General features: G+C 65.0%; 11 protein-coding genes and 2 pseudogenes. 5 read left to right on the forward strand and 8 right to left on the reverse strand.

Annotation, left to right across the window (positions count from 1 at the left end):
* Positions 1-46: 46 nt before the first annotated feature.
* The 4 genes and pseudogenes from SHTP_RS04280 to SHTP_RS04295 form a co-directional block, all read right to left on the reverse strand.
* Complete coding sequence (locus tag SHTP_RS04280; RefSeq protein ID WP_096369869.1) at positions 47-1,273, reverse strand: Nramp family divalent metal transporter; 1,227 nt, start codon at positions 1,271-1,273, stop codon at positions 47-49.
* 79 nt (positions 1,274-1,352) lie between these two features.
* Positions 1,353-2,087 (reverse strand): flavodoxin family protein, encoded by a 735-nt coding sequence (locus SHTP_RS04285; protein WP_096369870.1) that lies wholly within the window; start codon positions 2,085-2,087, stop codon positions 1,353-1,355.
* A gap of 111 nt (positions 2,088-2,198) precedes the next feature.
* Positions 2,199-3,286, reverse strand: a pseudogene (locus SHTP_RS04290) (NAD(P)H-dependent amine dehydrogenase family protein).
* 25 nt (positions 3,287-3,311) lie between these two features.
* Positions 3,312-4,103: an SDR family oxidoreductase gene (locus SHTP_RS04295; protein WP_096369871.1), complete on the reverse strand. Its 792-nt coding sequence runs from the start codon at positions 4,101-4,103 to the stop codon at positions 3,312-3,314.
* Positions 4,104-4,436: 333 nt separating this feature from the next.
* Between SHTP_RS04295 and pstS (SHTP_RS04300) the strand changes: the two genes are divergently transcribed.
* From pstS (SHTP_RS04300) to pstA, 3 genes are read left to right on the forward strand one after another with little or no spacing between them, the layout of a single operon-like run.
* Entirely contained in the window at positions 4,437-5,549 is a 1,113-nt protein-coding gene (pstS, locus tag SHTP_RS04300; RefSeq protein WP_012396128.1) for a phosphate ABC transporter substrate-binding protein PstS, read from the forward strand.
* Positions 5,550-5,561: 12 nt separating this feature from the next.
* Positions 5,562-6,536, forward strand: coding sequence for a phosphate ABC transporter permease subunit PstC (pstC, locus tag SHTP_RS04305; RefSeq protein WP_096369872.1), 975 nt, complete (start codon positions 5,562-5,564; stop codon positions 6,534-6,536).
* Positions 6,533-7,435 (forward strand): phosphate ABC transporter permease PstA, encoded by a 903-nt coding sequence (gene pstA / locus SHTP_RS04310; RefSeq protein ID WP_015357056.1) that lies wholly within the window; start codon positions 6,533-6,535, stop codon positions 7,433-7,435. The genes pstC and pstA overlap by 4 nt, the downstream gene beginning before the upstream one ends.
* Before the next feature lie 7 nt (positions 7,436-7,442).
* Here the strand turns inward: pstA and SHTP_RS04315 are convergent.
* The 4 genes and pseudogenes from SHTP_RS04315 to SHTP_RS04330 all read right to left on the reverse strand — a co-directional run bounded on the left by SHTP_RS04315 (position 7,443) and on the right by SHTP_RS04330 (position 12,857).
* Positions 7,443-9,435 (reverse strand): annotated as a pseudogene (locus tag SHTP_RS04315) (serine/threonine-protein kinase PknD).
* Between the two features lie 290 nt (positions 9,436-9,725).
* Complete coding sequence (gene pstS / locus SHTP_RS04320; RefSeq protein WP_096369873.1) at positions 9,726-10,844, reverse strand: phosphate ABC transporter substrate-binding protein PstS; 1,119 nt, start codon at positions 10,842-10,844, stop codon at positions 9,726-9,728.
* A gap of 54 nt (positions 10,845-10,898) precedes the next feature.
* The gene (gene ku, locus SHTP_RS04325) at positions 10,899-11,750 is read right to left on the reverse strand and encodes a non-homologous end joining protein Ku (protein WP_231991576.1); all 852 of its coding nucleotides are present in this window, start codon (positions 11,748-11,750) and stop codon (positions 10,899-10,901) included.
* Between the two features lie 195 nt (positions 11,751-11,945).
* Entirely contained in the window at positions 11,946-12,857 is a 912-nt protein-coding gene (locus SHTP_RS04330) for a carbohydrate kinase family protein (RefSeq protein ID WP_096369874.1), read from the reverse strand.
* Positions 12,858-12,879: 22 nt separating this feature from the next.
* Here SHTP_RS04330 and SHTP_RS04335 point away from each other — a divergent pair, with 22 nt between their 5' ends.
* Positions 12,880-15,192 carry an ATP-dependent DNA ligase gene (locus tag SHTP_RS04335; RefSeq protein WP_096369875.1) on the forward strand — a complete coding sequence of 771 codons (2,313 nt, stop codon included), beginning with the start codon at positions 12,880-12,882 and terminating at the stop codon, positions 15,190-15,192.
* A complete protein-coding gene (locus SHTP_RS04340) occupies positions 15,189-17,120 on the forward strand; it encodes a fumarylacetoacetate hydrolase family protein (protein ID WP_096369876.1) in 1,932 nt (643 codons plus the stop codon). Before SHTP_RS04335 ends, SHTP_RS04340 begins: the two co-directional genes overlap by 4 nt.
* The last annotated feature ends 2 nt before the right edge of the window (positions 17,121-17,122 follow it).

Raw genomic sequence — 17,122 nt, forward strand, 5'->3', positions numbered from 1 at the left:
CCGTCAAGCACCCATTGTTCGCGGTTTGGCGGGTGTCGGGAAGCCGTCAGCCGGTCAGCGTCAGGTAGATCAGCGCCACGTTGAGCACGCTGATCAGCACCGCCACCCCCCAGCCGATCCAGGTGGTCAAGCGATGGTTGGTGCCGCTACCCATCACCTCGGGATTGCTGGTGAGCCTGACCAGCGGAAGTACCGCGAACGGTATGCCGAAGGACAGCACGACCTGTGAGAGCACCAGGGTGCGGGTCGGGTCCAGGCCCAGCGCCAAGATCGCCACGGCGGGGCACAACGTGACCAAACGCCGCACCGCCATGGGGACCGACCAATGCAGCAATCCCTGCATGATCATGGCGCCGGCGTAGGCGCCCACCGACGTCGACGCCAAACCGGAGGCCAGCAATCCGATCGCGAACAGGACCGCGATGGTCGCGCCCAGCGTGTCGTGCACGGCAGCGTAGGCGCCTTCGATCGAGGCGGTGTCCTCTCGGCCCTGCAAGTTGAGGGCGGCAACCAGCAACATCGCGGCGTTGACCCCGCCCGCGACGATCATTGCCAGACCCACGTCCCAGCGGGTGACGCGCAACAGCCGGCGCCGGTATGGCCCGGGCTCGGGATGGCCGTGGCGGTCACGGGCCAGGCCCGAGTGCAGATACACCGCGTGCGGCATCACCGTGGCCCCCAGGATCGCGGCGGCCAGCAGCACGCTTTCGGTGCCCTGAAAGTGCGGCACCAGTCCGGTGAACATCGCATCGGGGGGAGGTGTTGCGACGAAGAAGCTGGCCGTGAAGCCGACGGCAATGATCAGCAGCAGTCCGGTGATGACTCGCTCGAACAGGAGTTGGCCGCGGCGGTCCTGGATGAGCAGCAGCAGCAGCGAAATCACCCCGGTGATGATCCCGCCGATCGGTAGTGGCAGGCCGAACAGGATGCGCAGGGCGATGGCGCCGCCCACGACTTCGGCCACGTCTGTAGTGATTGCGACGATCTCGGCCTGCACCCAATAGGTCAGCCGGGCCGGGCGCCCCATTCGCTTGCCGATTTGTTCCGGCAGCGAATGTCCGGTGACCAGCCCCAGCTTTGCCGAAAGGTACTGCACCAGGCCGGCCATGACATTGGCCACCACGATGACCCACAACAGCAGGTAGCCGAACTGGGCGCCGGAGCTGACATTGGCCGCGACATTGCCGGGATCGACGTAGGCGATCGCCGCTACGAAAGCCGGTCCGAGCAGATACCAACTCGTCTTGAACGAGGTCTGCGTGTCTTGCGCCAATTCACCGGCCTTCGATCAGCACCACCGAACAACAAAGTGAGGCTAGCCGAAACAACTCGGCGCGCCGCCGGCAGGCCGCTTAGCGGTAATCGGGATTGGCGAAGTCCGGGCGGCACCCGGCGTCCCACTCGGTGCGTTGGTTCCCGTATGCCGGGACACCACCGGCGCGCTGCAACATCTGCGCCAGGTGCATCAAGTTGAAGGTCATAAACGTGGTGTTGCGGTTGGTGAAGTCATTTTGCGGCCCGCCCGAACCGGGGTCGAGATACGACGGACCGGGGCCGGCCTCGCCGATCCAGCCCGCATCGGCCTGCGGGGGGATGGTGTAACCCAGATGCTGCAGGCTGTAAAGTACGTTCATCGCGCAGTGCTTGACCCCGTCCTCGTTGCCCGTGAAGAGACAACCGCCCACCCGGCCGTAGTACGCGTACTGTCCGTTCTCGTTGAGCAGGCCTGAGCACGAGTAGAGACGCTCGATCACCAGCTTCATCACCGAACTGTTGTCGCCCAGCCAGATCGGTCCGCACAGCACCAGGATGTTCGCCCGCAGGACCCGCTGATACAGGTCGGGCCACTCGTCGGCCTCCCAGCCGTGTTCGGTCATGTCCGGCCACACGCCGGTCGCGATGTTGTGGTCGATGGCACGGAAGCTGTCCACCTCGACACCGTGCTCGCGCATGATCTGCGAACTACGCGCGATCAGCCCCTCGGTGTGGCTGAGGTCCGGGGAGCGCTTCAGGGTTGTGTTGATGAACAGGGCGCGCAGGCAGTCGAATCGTGGAACCGCAGCACTGTCCTCGGAAGTCGCCGTCATGCCAACCTGCCTATCGTCGTCGTCGCAGTCCGGCGTCGGTTGTCGCCGACGGCCGTGATCGTAGTCCAGGCAGGAGTCGATTCCGCGGCTTGGCGCGTTGGAAAATGCGGGCTAGGCGGCCCCTGCCGGCGGTAGGTACAGGCCCTTGCCGGTAACCAGCGGCAGCTCGAGGGTCGTGCGGATGCCGGGCGGGGCGACCACCACCGCAGGGATCGCGTTGACCACCCGCATCGCGGTGGCGACCAATCCGGCATGGTTGTGGTCGCCGCGGCGGCTGCTCAGGCAGAGGTCCATGGCGTAGGACGGTTCACCGGTGATCTCGATCCGGTAGGACCCGCCGGGCTGGGCGGGCTGGGGCCAATCGGGGCACAGATCCTCGCGTAGCCGGGTGACGTGTTCGAGCACCACGACAGGAGCTCCGTCGACCAATCCGAGGACTTCGAAGCGCAGCGCGGCGGCGCTGCCCTGGGGAATGTGACCGGGGCGATGTCGAAGGCGTGCGGGGCGGGTTCGCGCACGTACATCTCCTCGACCACGTCGAGGGAAAGGCCAAGACCCGCCGCAAGCTGGCGGACCACCGAACCCCAGGCCAAACTGAGCACCCCGGGCTGTAGCAGCATGGGGATCTCGTCGAGCGGCTTGCCGAATCCCATGACGTCGAACATGACGACGGCGCTGTCGTAGGTGGCGTAGTCGACGATCTCCATGCAGCGGATCTGCTCGATGCTCTGACAGGTACCCGCGAGTGCCATCGGAAGCAGGTCGTTGGCGAAGCCCGGATCGATACCGCTGACATAGAGGCTCGAGTTGCCTTTGCGGGCAGCATCTTCGAGCGGCTTGACGAGTTCGTCGGGCAGTACCTGCCACGGATACTGCAGAAAGACCGGGCCGCTGCCGACGATATTGACGCCGGCCGCCAAGACGCGCCGATAGTCATCGAGTGCCTCGGGCAGCCGGTTGTCGGCCATCGCGTTGTAGACGGCGCACTGCGGCCCGCTGGCCAGTACGGCATCCAGATCGGTGCTGGCCTTCACTCCGGTGGATTCGGCGAATCCGGCCAGCTCGGCGGCGTCTTTGCCGGCTTTGGCGTCCGATGACACCCACACTCCGGTGAGCTCGAACTCGGGGTTGGTGATGAGCGCACGCAGCGAGTGAAGGCCGACGTTGCCGGTGCCGAGCTGCACGACGGGTATTGCCATGGCTGGTTCCTTAAGGAGTGCGGATTCACAGGTCGGGAACTGGTATGTCGAGGTTCGGATGGGTGAGGACGCCGTCGACCTCCAATGTCTTGCCGGTCAGGAAACTGCCCGCCGGGGACGCCAAATACACTGCGGCGGCGGCAATGTCGACGGGATCGCCGAGGCGGCGCAGCGGTGTCGCCTGCTCCATCGGTGCGCGCAGTTCGTCGTTGGCGGCCACCACTTCCAGTGCGGAGGTGAGGATGGATCCGGGAGCGATCGCATTGACCCGGATCCGTGGGCACAAGTCCAGTGCGGCCAGCCGCGTGTAGTGCGCCAGGGCGGCTTTTGCGGTGCCGTAGGCGGCGAACCCTCGTCCCGCCACCCGGCCCATGGTCGAGGTGATGTTGATGATGCCGCCGCCGCCGGAGTGCTCGAGCATCAACGGAACCGCCGCGACGGTCAACGCGTGGGCGGTTGCCACGTTGAAGGTGAATGCGTCCTTGAGGTCCTTCGTCGGGGTGGTCAGCAGCGTATTGGGCATCGTTCCGCCGACGTTGTTGACAACGATGTCTAGTCTTCCGAACGCCTCGACGGCCTGCCCGGCCAGCTCCGCGGTGGCCTCCGGATGGGCCAGATCGGCGGCGACGACGTGCGCGCGACGCCCGATTGAGCGGACCGTGTCGGCGACCTCGTCCAGTTGGGACTGCGTTCGGGAGGCGATCACCACATCCGCACCAGCCTCGGCAAAGGCCAGCGCAATAGCCGCACCGAGGCCGCGGCCACCCCCGGTGATAACGGCAACTTGGTCGTCGAGACGGAACCTGTCGAGGATCACTGCGGCCTCGCTTCAATTGTCGACCGAGACGGCAGCAACCCTCGCCGTTTCGGGTGGGGCAGTTTCTGGAACAGGTTCTAGTTTGGCATAGCGGCGCCGAATTGTAACGACCCCCGCGAAGTGGAACCTCCGCGACAACCTCGCCTACCGCAGCCCCGGCCGTGGCTGAAATCGCGACGAAATGCTGCCTGCCCAGGGGCGAGTGTTCAACGTCCTGTAATCGAAGGTTCCCTGTTGCTAATGTAGCCTGCAGGCTGCGAAGAAAGCTGGTTGACGTGTCGCGCCCGAGGGTTGCGGCGGGAGTGTGTTTCATCTCTACCGTTAGGAACTGAATTGAAACTCAACCGAGTTGGCGCCGCGCTGAGTGTCCTGGCCTCGGGCGCTTTGGTTTTATCAGCGTGCGGTAGCGACAACAACGCAAGCGGGGGAAGTTCGCCGGCCGGCCAATCGAGCAACGTGAGCTGCGGGGGGAAGAAGACCCTCAAGGCCAGCGGATCGACCGCCCAGGCCAATGCCATGACCCGCTTCGTCAAAGCCTTCGAGGAAGCCTGCCCAGGACAGACCCTCAACTACACGGGCAACGGCTCCGGCGCCGGCATTAGCGAATTCAACGGCAACCAAACCGATTTCGGTGGTTCCGATTCACCGCTTAGCAATGATGAGGCGGCGACGGCCGAGCAGCGCTGCGGCGGTTCGCCGGCGTGGAACCTGCCGGTGGTGTTCGGCCCGATCGCCGTCACCTACAACATCAGCGGCGTCAGTTCGCTCAACCTGGACGGCACCACGCTGGCCAAGATCTTCAACGGCACCATCACCACGTGGAACGATCCCGCGGTCGCCGCGCTCAACTCGGGTACCAGCCTGCCCGACACCCCGATTCACGTGGTGTTCCGCAGCGACGAGTCCGGAACCACCGACAACTTCCAGCGTTACCTTGACGCGGCTTCCGACGGCGCCTGGGGCAAGGGCGCCGGCAAGTCGTTCAAGGGCGGTGTCGGCGAGGGCGCGAAGGGCAACGACGGCACGTCGGCGGCGATCAAGAACACCGAGGGGTCGATCACCTACAACGAATGGTCGTTCGCGCAGGCGCAGCACCTGAACATGGCGAAGGTCATCACCTCTGCCGGCCCGGAACCCGTGGCGATCAGCACCGAATCGGTCGGAAAGACGATCGCCGGCGCTGCGATCATGGGCCAGGGCAACGACCTGGTGCTGGACACGGTTTCGTTCTACAAGCCCACCAAGCCCGGTTCCTACCCCATCGTGCTCGCGACCTACGAGATCGTGTGCTCGAAGTATCCCGATTCTCAAGTGGGTACCGCGGTGCGGGCGTTCCTGCAGTCCACCATCGGTGCTGGGCAGAATGGCTTGGCGGACAACGGGTATATCCCGATTCCGGACGAGTTCAAGTCAAGGTTGTCGACCGCAGTCAACGCCATCGCCTGATCTGAGGTCGACGTGGTCCAAGGCCGGCCGGCCAAGCCTGATCTAGCGGCGGTCGACGCGAGTTCATCGCGACGAGCCGACCGGCTGTTCAAGCTCTTCGCGTCCACGGCGGGGATGACCATCGTCGTCTCCATCGCGCTGATCGCGGTATTCTTGTTGATCCGCGCCATCCCGTCGTTGCGCGCGAATCACGCCAATTTCTTCACCAGTTCGGTGTTCGACACCTCCGACGACGAGAAGTTGGCGTTCGGCATCCGCGATCTATTCATGGTCACGATGCTGAGTTCGATCTGCGCACTGGCACTGGCGGTGCCGATTGCCGTGGGAATCGCGGTGTTTCTCACCCAGTACGCGCCCAAGCGGCTCTCGCGTCCGTTGGGCGCGATCGTGGACCTGCTGGCCGCGGTGCCGTCGATCATTTTCGGCTTGTGGGGCATCTTCGTGCTGGCCCCCAAGCTCGAGCGCATCGCCGAATTCCTCAATCGCAACCTGGGATGGCTGTTCTTGTTCAAGACGGGCAACGTCTCGTTAGCCGGCGGCGGCACGATCTTCACCGCGGGCATCGTGCTCTCGGCGATGATCCTGCCGATCATCACCTCGGTATCGCACGAGGTGTTCCGCCAGACCCCACAGATTCAGATCGAAGCAGCCCAAGCGCTCGGGGCGACGAAATGGGAAGTGGTGCGGATGACCGTGCTGCCCTTCGGTCGCAGCGGTGTCATTGCGGCGTCGATGCTGGGCCTGGGGCGTGCCCTGGGTGAAACCGTGGCGGTGTTGATCATCCTGCGTTCGGCGGCCAAACCGGGGAACTGGTCACTGTTCGACGGCGGGTACACGTTCGCCTCCAAAATTGCTTCTGCGGCTTCCGAGTTCAGCGAACCGCTGCCGACCGGTGCGTATATTTCCGCGGGGTTCGCGTTGTTCGTCCTGACCTTCGTGGTCAACGCCCTCGCCCGCGCCGTCGCCGGCGGGAAGGTCAACGGATGACCACCAACGCGCTCGATCAGCCGGTCAAAGTGGTGGTGTTTCGGCCACTGAGCCTGGTGCGGCGGATCAAGAACAGCGTGGCGACGGTGCTGCTCTTCGCCTCGTTCGCCGTCGCGTTGGTGCCGCTGGTGTGGCTGCTGTGGGTGGTGATCGAACGCGGCTGGTACGCCGTCGTCCAGCCGGACTGGTGGACGCACTCCCTTCGCGGGGTGTTGCCCGAGGAGTTTGCCGGCGGCGTCTATCACGCGTTGTACGGAACATTGGTGCAGGCCGGAATCGCGGCCCTGCTGGCCGTACCGCTGGGCTTGATGACCGCGATCTATCTGGTCGAATACGGATCGGGACGATTGGCCCGGCTGACCACGTTCATGGTCGACGTGCTCGCCGGGGTGCCCTCCATCGTGGCGGCGCTGTTCATCTTCAGCCTGTGGATCGCCACCCTGGGATTCCAGCAGAGCGCCCTGGCGGTGTCGTTGGCATTGGTTCTGCTGATGCTGCCGGTAGTGGTGCGCTCCACCGAGGAGATGCTCAGGCTGGTGCCCGACGAACTGCGCGAGGCCAGCTTCGCGTTGGGCGTACCCAAGTGGAAGACGATCGTGCGCATCGTCGTCCCGATCGCCATGCCCGGCATCGTGTCCGGTGTGCTGTTGTCGGTGGCGCGTGTCATCGGCGAAACCGCACCGGTGCTGGTGTTGGTCGGCTACAGCCGTTCGATCAACTTCGACGTGTTGCACGGCAACATGGCGTCCTTGCCGCTGCTGATCTACACCGAGCTCACCAACCCCGAGCATGCCGGTTTCTTGCGCGTGTGGGGAGCGGCGCTGACGTTGATCATCATCGTGGCCGCGATCAACCTCATCGCCGGGGGGATCCGGTTCCTGGCCACTCGAAGGCGATAGCCCCCGCTCAGGATCCTTGGGCCAGTTTCAGCACCCTGCCGTTACCGCGATCGGCGACGTAGACGTTGCCCTTCTTGTCCACCGCCACCGACAGGGGGTGTTGAGGCCGGTGAAGGGTAACTCGGTGGAGGTGGTGGCCCCGGCCGCCAGCTTGGCCACCGCATTGTTGTCGTGTTCGGTGACGTAGACGTTGCCGTCGCTGTCCACTGCCACCCCGTCGGGGTTCTTGAGCCCGTTGAACGGCAGCACGACCTGGCTGGTGGAGCCGGCCGGCATCTTCACCACCCGGTTGTTGCCCCGGTCAGCGACGTACACATTGCCCTGGGCGTCCACGGCGATTCCCTCGGGGTAATTGAGGCCGTTGAACGGCAGCTCAACCTGGTTGTTCGACCCGGCGGCCAGGGCCACCACCCGGTTGTTGAAGTCGGTGACGTAGATCTTGCCGGAGGTGTCCACGGCCACGCCCTGGGGTTCGTAGAGTCCGTTGAACGGCTTCACCGTCGGCGTGCTGGACCCCGCGGGCAAGGCCACCACCCGCCCGTACATGGTCTGGTTGGTGACATACACGGCGCCGTTGGCGTCCACGGCAACCCCGCCGGGGGCGAAGCGGAAGTTGAGACCGGTAAACGGCAGCACTACTTGCCCTCGCGGCTCGGTTGAGCCTTTGGGTTTGGCGAGCACGAATGCGGTGGCGCCGGCGACGACGAGCAGCACCGGGCGGTGCCGATTATCCAGTTCTTCCGGCTCTTTTTCGGGCTCGCCGGCGGCGCGGTGGCCGGCTGACTGGCCGGCGGTGTCGCGCTCGGACTGGATCCGGTGCCGACGGCGGGTCGGATCCCGGACTGGCTGGGCCAGCTTGTGCCGGTGATGACGGGCGCGGCCTGCGTGCGCTGGTCGGATACGTCTGGGCGGGAGCGCCATCCGGTGGTGCTTGCCGGCACCGGCCGAGCCACCGTCTCATCGCCCATCGGATATTGCGGCGGCGGCGCAACGGGCTGCGGCGCCGGTGGCTGGGCGCCCGATCCGCTGTAGTTGGTCCAGCTTCCTCCCGCGCCAGGGTCAACGGCTGGAGTCATGAGGGCCATGTTGTCGCCCTGACGCAGGATGGTTGCTTCCTGGCGCTGCTCGGGGGTGGTGAGCGCCTCGTGCGCGGCGATGGCCAGGTCCCCGGCGCTCATGTAGCGCTCGTCGGGATTCTTGGCCATGCCTTTGGCGATCACCTCATCCAACGCGGCTGGAACCCGTCCGGGACGGAGCTGACTGGGCCGCGGGGGAGGTTCCATCAGGTGCGCGGCAATCAATCGTTCCACGCTGTCTGCGCGATAGGGCGGTGCACCGGTCAAACATTCCCCCAGCACGCACGCCAGCGCATAGATGTCGGCACGGTAGGTGACGTCGTTGCCGGTGAATCGTTCCGGGGCCATGTAGTTGTAGGTCCCCACGGCCATCCCGCCCTGGGTCAGTCCGGGATCGGCGGCGGCCCTGGCGATACCGAAATCCACCAGATACGCGAAGTCATTGTCGGCGACCAGAATGTTCTCCGGCTTCACGTCGCGGTGGGTGACGCCGTTGGAATGCGCGGCGTCCAGCGCCGCGGCGATCTGGCGCACAATGGCCACCGCCCGGGCCGGGGTCAGTGGGCCGAACTGCGTCAGCATGGCGCGCAGCGAGACACCGTCGATCAGTCTCATCTCCACGAAGAACTGGTCGTCGATCTCGCCGTAGTCGTGGATCGGCACGATGTGGGGCTCGGTCAGCCGTCCCGCGGTGTCGGCTTCGCGTTGCATCCGCGCGCAAAACGTGGGATTGCCGGAGTACTGCGTCGAAATCAGCTTGAGCGCGACCACCCGGCGATTGCGGGTGTCTTCGGCTTCGTAGACCTCGCCCATGCCGCCACGGCCGATCAACCGCACCAACTCGTAGGGCCCAAAGCGCGACCCAACCCGTGAACCCGGCCCGGTCTCGCTCACGGTCAACGCTCCCTTCGCGTGGGCACCCATTCCACCGGGGCCGACCCTACATATTCACGCTACCGACGCCCGTGGTGCTGGTGCGCCGAAACCGGTGGTTAACACACGGTAAATCGTCGGAGAGTGAGCAGACAACAAAAACCGGTTACTCACAGCGATTTCTGTATCCTGAGACGAAGATGTGAGCGGACCGATTCGTGCGCGAGAGAGCCCCGCAACGGGCCCGAAACGGCCCGAAGGGGGCTGAGCCAGTAGCGCTGAGGCCGGTGAAACTAGATCGGACTCTTGAGGATTCGAATGGTCCGCGGCGCCGGAGACGGTTACGCGATGGCGTTGACCACCGGGATCAATTTCGAGCGAAACGACTCCGGAAGCGGGATGTATCCGTACTCATCCAAACCAACCTGGCCGTCACCAATTGTCGCTTGCATGAGGGCTTTAACGGCGGTGCCGGTCGGCGCGTCCGGGTACTTCGAGCAGACGATCTCGTAGGTCACCAGCACTATCGGATAGGCGCCGTCCTGGGTGGGCCGGTAGAACGACGAGGTGTCCACCACCAGGTCGTTGCCCTTCCCCTTGAAGGTGGCTCCGGCGATCGTCTTGCCCACCGACTCGGCGGTGATGGTCACCGGCTCCGGGCCCGCTGACGTGATGATCTGGGCCATGTTCAATTGATGGCCCACCGCGTACGACCATTCGTTGTAGGTGATCGATCCGTCGGTTCGCTTCAGCGCCTGCGACGTGCCGTCATTGCCGGCAGCACCCCCGCCGACGCCACCGTTGAAGGTCTGGCCGACCCCCTTGCCCCACGCTCCGTCCGACGCCGCGTCGAGATACTGCTGGAAGTTGGCTGTGGTTCCGGACTGGTCGCTGCGAAAGACCACGTGGATGGGCGTCGGCGGCAGGTTGATGCTGGTGTTGAGCGCCTTGATCGCCGGATCGTCCCACTTGGCGATGGTGCCGTTGAAGATCTTGGCCAGCGTCGGGCCGTCCAGGCTGAGTGCGCTCACGCCTTTGAGGTTGTAGGTGACCGCAATCGGACCGAACACGACCGGCAGGTCCCAGGCTTCCGATCCGCAACGCTCGGAGGCCTTCTGGGGCTCGTTCTTCGCCGGGTTCATCGGCGTGTCCGACCCCGCGAAGTCGGTCTGATTCCCCAGGAACAGCTTCATTCCGGCGCCGGATCCATTTGCGTTGTAGTCCAGCGTGTGGCCCGGGCAGGCATGGATATAGGCGTAGACGAACTGTTCCATCGCATTCTTTTGTGCGGTGGAGCCCGCGGCCAGCAGCTTCTTCTTACCGTCGCAATCCACCGGCACCAATGGCGTGCTGGATCCGGTCGACGACGAGGTATTGCTGGAATGGCCTCCGCATGCCGACAACGCCAATGTGCTGGCGAGCAGCAGGCTGAGCACGACGCCAGATCGGTTGGACTTCACGCAAAAACTCCTCTCGGCGGCACGACGAGCATATGTGAACAAGTCGGGCGCTGGTCAGGACTTGGCAGCTTGTTTGGCCCGGGCCTTCTTGGCCGGCGCCTTTTCGGCGGTGCTCTTCTTCGCCGCTGACTTCCCGTCACCCGAACGCGCTTTCACGCTCGCCTCCAGCTTGGCCGGCAGGACGGAGACATCTTCGGTCTCGTCCAGCTCTGCGGGTTGTTCTTCGGCGGTAAATGCTTCCCCGCCTTCGAGTTTGGCGTCGATCAGCTCCTGCAGTTGCTCCTGATAGGTGTCGCGGTAGCGGTCCGGGTTGAAGTCGTCTGCCATCGACTCCACCACTTGGCCGGCCATCTTGAGCTCCGCGGGTTTGATCTCCACCTCCTTGTCCAGCACCGGGAAATCCGGGTCGCGGATCTCGTCTGGCCACAACAGGGTATGCACCACCATGACCTCGCGCTTGCCGAAGTCCTTGACCCGCAACGCCGCCAGCCGCGTCTTGCTGCGCAGCGTGAAATGCACGATCGCCATCCGCTCCGTCTCGGCGAGCGTCTTGGCCAGCAGCACATACGATTTAGAGGACTTCGAGTCGGGCTCCAGGAAGTAGCTGCGGTCAATCATCATCGGATCGACTTCTTCGGCTGGGACGAATTCCAGCACCTCGATTTCGCGGCTGCGATCTTCGGGCAACGTGGCGAGGTCGTCGTCGTTGATGATCACCATCTGGCCATCGTCGGATTCGAAGGCGCGGGCCAGGTCGGAGTATTCGACCACCTCGCCACAGACCTCGCATACCCGCTTGTACCGGATGCGTCCGTTGTCCTTGGCGTGCACCTGATGGAACTTGATGTCGTGGTCCTGAGTGGCGCTGTACACCTTGACCGGCACATTCACCAGCCCGAAAGCGATTGAACCCTTTCAGATGGAGCGCATGGAGTCAGTATGCCCAGAACCCGGGTCGGTTAACAGTGCGCCGCGGCACCGGAGTCCTGCTGCCTGCCCCAGCCCCGGTCAGCTCGCGAGCGTGCGTGTCGGCACGGCGACACGCCGCATCACGCGGCATTTCGTGCACCCTCGCCGGGCCCGATTGTGGGCGTGCGGTGGTCATCGCGACTGCCGCAGGTCGGCCCGATAGGGCAGGTCGGCGCCGGCACGGGCAACGGTCAACGCCGAGGTCAGGGCCGCGACTTCGAGTGCAGAGGTCAGCGCCGACACCCCGATCTTGCGCAACTCGGTGCGCCGGTCGGCACCTAACAATCCCTGCTCCCACAGCGTGTCGAGCAGACCGGCCATGAACGCGTCTCCGGCGCCGACGGTATCGACCACGCGAACCGGCTGGGCGGGCATACTTGCCGGGCCGGCCGCGCAGAACGCCACTGCGCCCTGATCGCCCAACGTCAGCGCGACAATCGCCGGGCCGCAGGCCAGCCAGGCCCGCGCGGTCTGCTCCGGAGGCTGGGTGGGGTCGATCCAGTGCAAGTCTTCGGCACTGGCCTTGATGATGTCGCTGCGCTCGACGAGGCGTTGGATGCGTTCCCGAGTCAGGTCCGGGTCAGCCCTCAGCGACGGACGCACATTGGGATCGAAGCTCACCGTGGCCGCGGCCCGATAGGCGTCGAGCAGCGCCGCGACCGCCAAGCATCCTGGTTCCCGCGCGGCGGCGATGGAACCGGTGTGCACGAGAAGCGGCGGCGCCACGGGGGGTGTGTCGGGTATCTGCCATTCCAGGTCGAACGCGTAGGTGGCCGAGCCGTCGGGGCCGATCCTGGCCGTCGCGGTGGGCGTCCGATCAGCCGTCTGGTTTCCCGAAACAAGTTGTACACCTGAGGATTCAATGTACTCGGCGATCCGTCGTCCGCGGGCGTCGCGGCCGATGTGGGTCAGCAGATCGACGTCGCGGCCCAATCTGGCCAGTCCGACCGCGACGTTGAGGGGGCTGCCCCCGACGTACTCGGCCGGGTCCGGCCCATCGACGATGTCGATCAGGGCTTCACCGATCACCAGCCCACGTGCCATGGCGATAGGTTACGTTGGCCATATGGGTTCGGCGCAGGCCTGGCCTCCTGGACAGGCGAATGGTCCGCAGGTGACGCTGACCAACGCGGACAAGGTGCTGTACCCGGCTACCGGAACCACCAAGTCTGACGTCTTCGGTTACTACACCGGCATCGCCGAGGTGATGATCCCGCATATCGCCGGGCGCCCGGCGACTCGCAAGCGCTGGCCTAACGGCGTCGATCAGGCGTCCTTTTTCGAAAAGCAGCTGGCGTCGTCGGCGCCGGACTGGCTGCCGCGTGCCAGCGTGGTGCACCGGTCGGGAACGACGACCTATCCGATCATCGACAGCGCCACCGGGCTGGCCTGGATCGCACAACAGGCCGCCCTCGAGGTGCACGTCCCGCAGTGGCGGTTCGTTGCCGAGTGGACGTCCAAAGGCGAAATCCTCACGCCCGGGCCGGCCACCCGATTGGTGTTCGATCTGGACCCGGGCGAGGGCGTGACGATGGCCCAACTCGCGCAGGTGGCGCGGGCGGTGCGCGATCTGCTCGCCGACATCGGCCTGAGTACCCTCCCGCTCACCAGCGGTAGCAAGGGCCTGCACCTCTACACCCCGCTCGACGAGCCGGTGAGCAGCAAGGGCGCCACGGTGTTGGCCAAACGGGTCGCGCAGCAACTGGAAACGGTGATGCCGGCGTTGGTCACCGCGACCATGACCAAGAGTCTGCGGGCCGGGAAAGTGTTCCTGGACTGGAGCCAAAACAGCGGTTCGAAGACCACCATCGCGCCGTATTCGCTGCGTGGGCGCGAACAACCGACCGTCGCCGCACCACGCAGCTGGGAGGAGCTCGACGACCCGGGGCTGCGCCAGGTGACCTACGACGAGGTGCTTGCCCGCCTCACCCGCGATGGCGATCTGATTGCGGCGCTGGACGCGGACCTCCCCGGCGACGACCGGCTGCTCAAATATCGCAGCATGCGCAACGCGTCGAAAACGCCGGAGCCGGTGCCCCGAGCCAGACCCGTTGTCGGGCAGGGTAATACCTTCGTGATCCAAGAGCATCACGCGCGCCGTCTGCATTACGACTTCAGGCTGGAGCGTGATGGGATACTGGTGTTATGGGCGGTGCCGAAAAACCTGCCGGAAACCACGTCGGTGAACCACCTGGCCGTGCACACCGAAGATCATCCGCTGGAATACGCGACGTTCGAGGGCAACATCCCGAAAGGGGAGTACGGCGCCGGCAAGGTGATCATCTGGGATTCCGGCACCTATGACACCGAGAAGTTCCGCGACGACTCGAGAAACGGTGCGGAAAAGGGGGAGGTGATTGTCAACCTGCACGGCAGTCGAATCTCGGGGCGGTACGCGCTGATTCAGACCAACGGGGACCAATGGCTGGCGCATCGCATGAAGGACCAGACGGCCTTCGATTTCGACACCCTCGCGCCCATGCTCACCTCCCACGGTTCGGTGGCAGGTCTCGAGTCGGGTCAGTGGGCGTTCGAAGGCAAGTGGGACGGCTACCGGCTGCTGGTCGAAGCCGACCATGGCGCGCTGCGACTGCGCTCCCGCAGCGGACGTGACGTCACCGCGGAATACCCCCAATTACGTTCATTGGCCGCCGATCTCGCTGATCACCACGTGGTGCTCGACGGTGAATTGGTGGCCCTCGACTCCTCCGGAGTGCCCAGCTTCAACGAGATGCAGAACCGGGTGCGCGCCACCCGCATCGAGTTCTGGGCGTTCGACTTGCTCTTTCTGGACGGTCGCTCGCTACTGTGGGCCAGATACCGCGACCGGCGCAAGCTACTGGAAACCCTGGGCAGTGCGGGCAATCTGATCGTTCCGGAGTTGTTGCCCGGTGACGGCGCCGAGGCGCTGGCCTACTCGCAAAAGCGCGGTTGGGAGGGAGTCATTGCCAAGCGCCGCGACTCCGGCTATCAACCCGGGCGGCGCTCGTCGGCGTGGATCAAGGACAAACACTGGAACACCCAGGAAGTCGTCATCGGCGGTTGGCGAGTTGGGGAGGGTGGGCGCAGCAGCGGGATTGGATCGTTGCTCATGGGCATTCCCGGCCCGAGCGGTTTGCACTTCGCCGGCCGTGTTGGAACCGGCTTCACCGAACGTGACCTGGCCAACCTCAAGAAGACGCTGGCGCCGCTGCATACCGACGAATCCCCATTCGACGCTGCGCTTCTGGCGCGCGAGGCCAAGGGTGTTACGTTCGTCGCCCCGACGCTGGTCGGGGAGGTGCGCTATAGCGAGTGGACCCCCGATGACCGATTGCGGCAATCCAGCTGGCGTGGGTTGCGCCCGGACAAAAACCCGAGTGAGGTGGTGCGCGAATGAAATGGGTGACGTATCGAAGTGCGGACGGTGAGCGTGTCGGGGTGTTGTCCGACGGTTCGATCTACGCGATGGCGCCGGGAGTCGCCCTGCTCGATCTGATCAAGCGCGGCGCCGACGGATTACGCGAAGCCGGTGAAAACGTCTTGCGCTCACCGAGTGAGGTGGTGGCTCTCGACGAGGTGACGTTGGCGGCGCCGATACCGCGCCCGCCATCGATCCGCGACTCACTGTGCTTCTTGGACCACATGCGCAACTGTCAGGAAGCGGTGGGAGGCGGCCGGGTGCTGATGGATACCTGGTATCGCATCCCGGCGTTCTACTTTGCCTGTCCGGCCACCGTGCTCGGGCCCTACGACGACGCGCCCATGGCCCCCGGAAGCGCCTGGCAGGACTTCGAATTGGAGATCGCGGCGGTGATCGGAACCGGCGGCCAGGATCTGTCCGTCGAGCAGGCCGAGCAGTCCATCATCGGCTACACGATCTTCAACGACTGGTCGGCACGTGACTTGCAGCAACTGGAAGGCCAGCTGCGCATCGGGCAGGCCAAGGGCAAAGACAGCGGAGTCACCTTGGGCCCGTATCTGGTTACCGCCGATGAGCTGCAGGCCTATCGCCGCGACGGGAAGCTGAGTCTGCAGGTGAGCGCGCTGGTCAATGACACGGTCATCGGCTCGGGATCCACCGCGACGATGGATTGGACCTTCGGGGAAGTCATCTCCTATGTCTCGCGCGGGGTGATGCTGGCGCCGGGCGATGTGATCGGCTCCGGCACCGTGCCCACCTGCACCCTCGTCGAGCACCTGACCAACCCCGACTCGTTTCCCGGCTGGCTACATGACGGCGACGTCGTCACCCTCGAGGTCGAGGGGTTGGGGCAGACGCGGCAGCGGGTATGTGCGACCCCGCCACCGCAGCCTTTGGCACCTCGCGTTGATCCCAACGCCGCGCCAGAGGCCGCCCGGGTCAACCCGGCGCCGCCGCTGGTGCCCTACACCCGTGGGCTGCACCAGGTCGCCGATCGGGTGTGGGCGTGGACATTGCCGGACGGCGGATTTGGCTGGAGCAACGCCGGGCTGGTCGCCGGAGACGGTGCCTCGCTGTTGGTCGACACGCTGTTCGATCTGGCGCTCACGCGCGAGATGCTGGACGCGATGCGGCCGATCACCGATGCGGCGCCCATCACCGATGCGCTGATCACCCATTCCAACGGTGACCACACCCATGGCAACCAATTGTTGAGCCCTTCGGTGCGCATCATCGCGGCCAAAGGCACCGCCGAGGAGATTGCCGAAGACACCGGTCCCACCTTGCTGACGGCGATGCAGACCATCGACCTCGGGCCGGTCGCGACGAGATTCATGCGGGATCGCTTCGGGCACTTCGATTTCAGCGGAATAAGGCTGTGCAACGCGGATCAGACATTCGACCACGAGCTGACGATCGATGTTGGTGGCAGGCGGGTCGATCTGATCAACCTCGGTCCCGCGCACACCGCCGCGGACTCGGTGGTGCATGTGCCCGATGCCGGCGTGCTGTTCGCCGGGGATCTGCTGTTCATCGGCTGCACGCCGATCGTCTGGAACGGGCCGATCGCGAACTGGATAGCGGCCTGCGACGCGATGATCGCGCTGGACGCGCCCATCGTGGTCCCCGGCCATGGCCCAGTCACCGACCCGGATGGAATCCGGGCCGTCCGCGGCTATTTCGAGCACGTGAACGAACAGGCCGAGGCTGCCTACCGCAAGGGTCTGTCCTTCGCCGAGGCAATCGAGACCGTCGAGCTTGGAGAGTATGCGGCGTGGCTGGACTCCGAGCGGATCGTGGTCAACATCTATCAGCGCTACCGCGAACTCGATCCCCACACCCCGGAGGTAGAGCGATTGGCGCTGCTGGTCATGCAGGCCGAGTGGGCGGCCAAGCGCGTCTAGCG

The sequence above is a fragment of the Mycobacterium ulcerans subsp. shinshuense genome, from assembly GCF_002355775.1.
Classification (GTDB): Bacteria; Actinomycetota; Actinomycetes; order Mycobacteriales; family Mycobacteriaceae; genus Mycobacterium; species Mycobacterium marinum.

What these genes read in the sequence shown, in the direction of transcription:
- SHTP_RS04340 (WP_096369876.1), top strand. Translation starts at nt 15,189, where the DNA reads ATGAAATGGGTGACGTATCGAAGTGCGGACGGTGAGCGTGTCGGGGTG.
- SHTP_RS04335 (WP_096369875.1), top strand. Translation starts at nt 12,880, where the DNA reads ATGGGTTCGGCGCAGGCCTGGCCTCCTGGACAGGCGAATGGTCCGCAG.
- SHTP_RS04285 (WP_096369870.1), bottom strand. Translation starts at nt 2,087, where the DNA reads ATGACGGCGACTTCCGAGGACAGTGCTGCGGTTCCACGATTCGACTGC.
- SHTP_RS04330 (WP_096369874.1), bottom strand. Translation starts at nt 12,857, where the DNA reads ATGGCACGTGGGCTGGTGATCGGTGAAGCCCTGATCGACATCGTCGAT.
- pstA (WP_015357056.1), top strand. Translation starts at nt 6,533, where the DNA reads ATGACCACCAACGCGCTCGATCAGCCGGTCAAAGTGGTGGTGTTTCGG.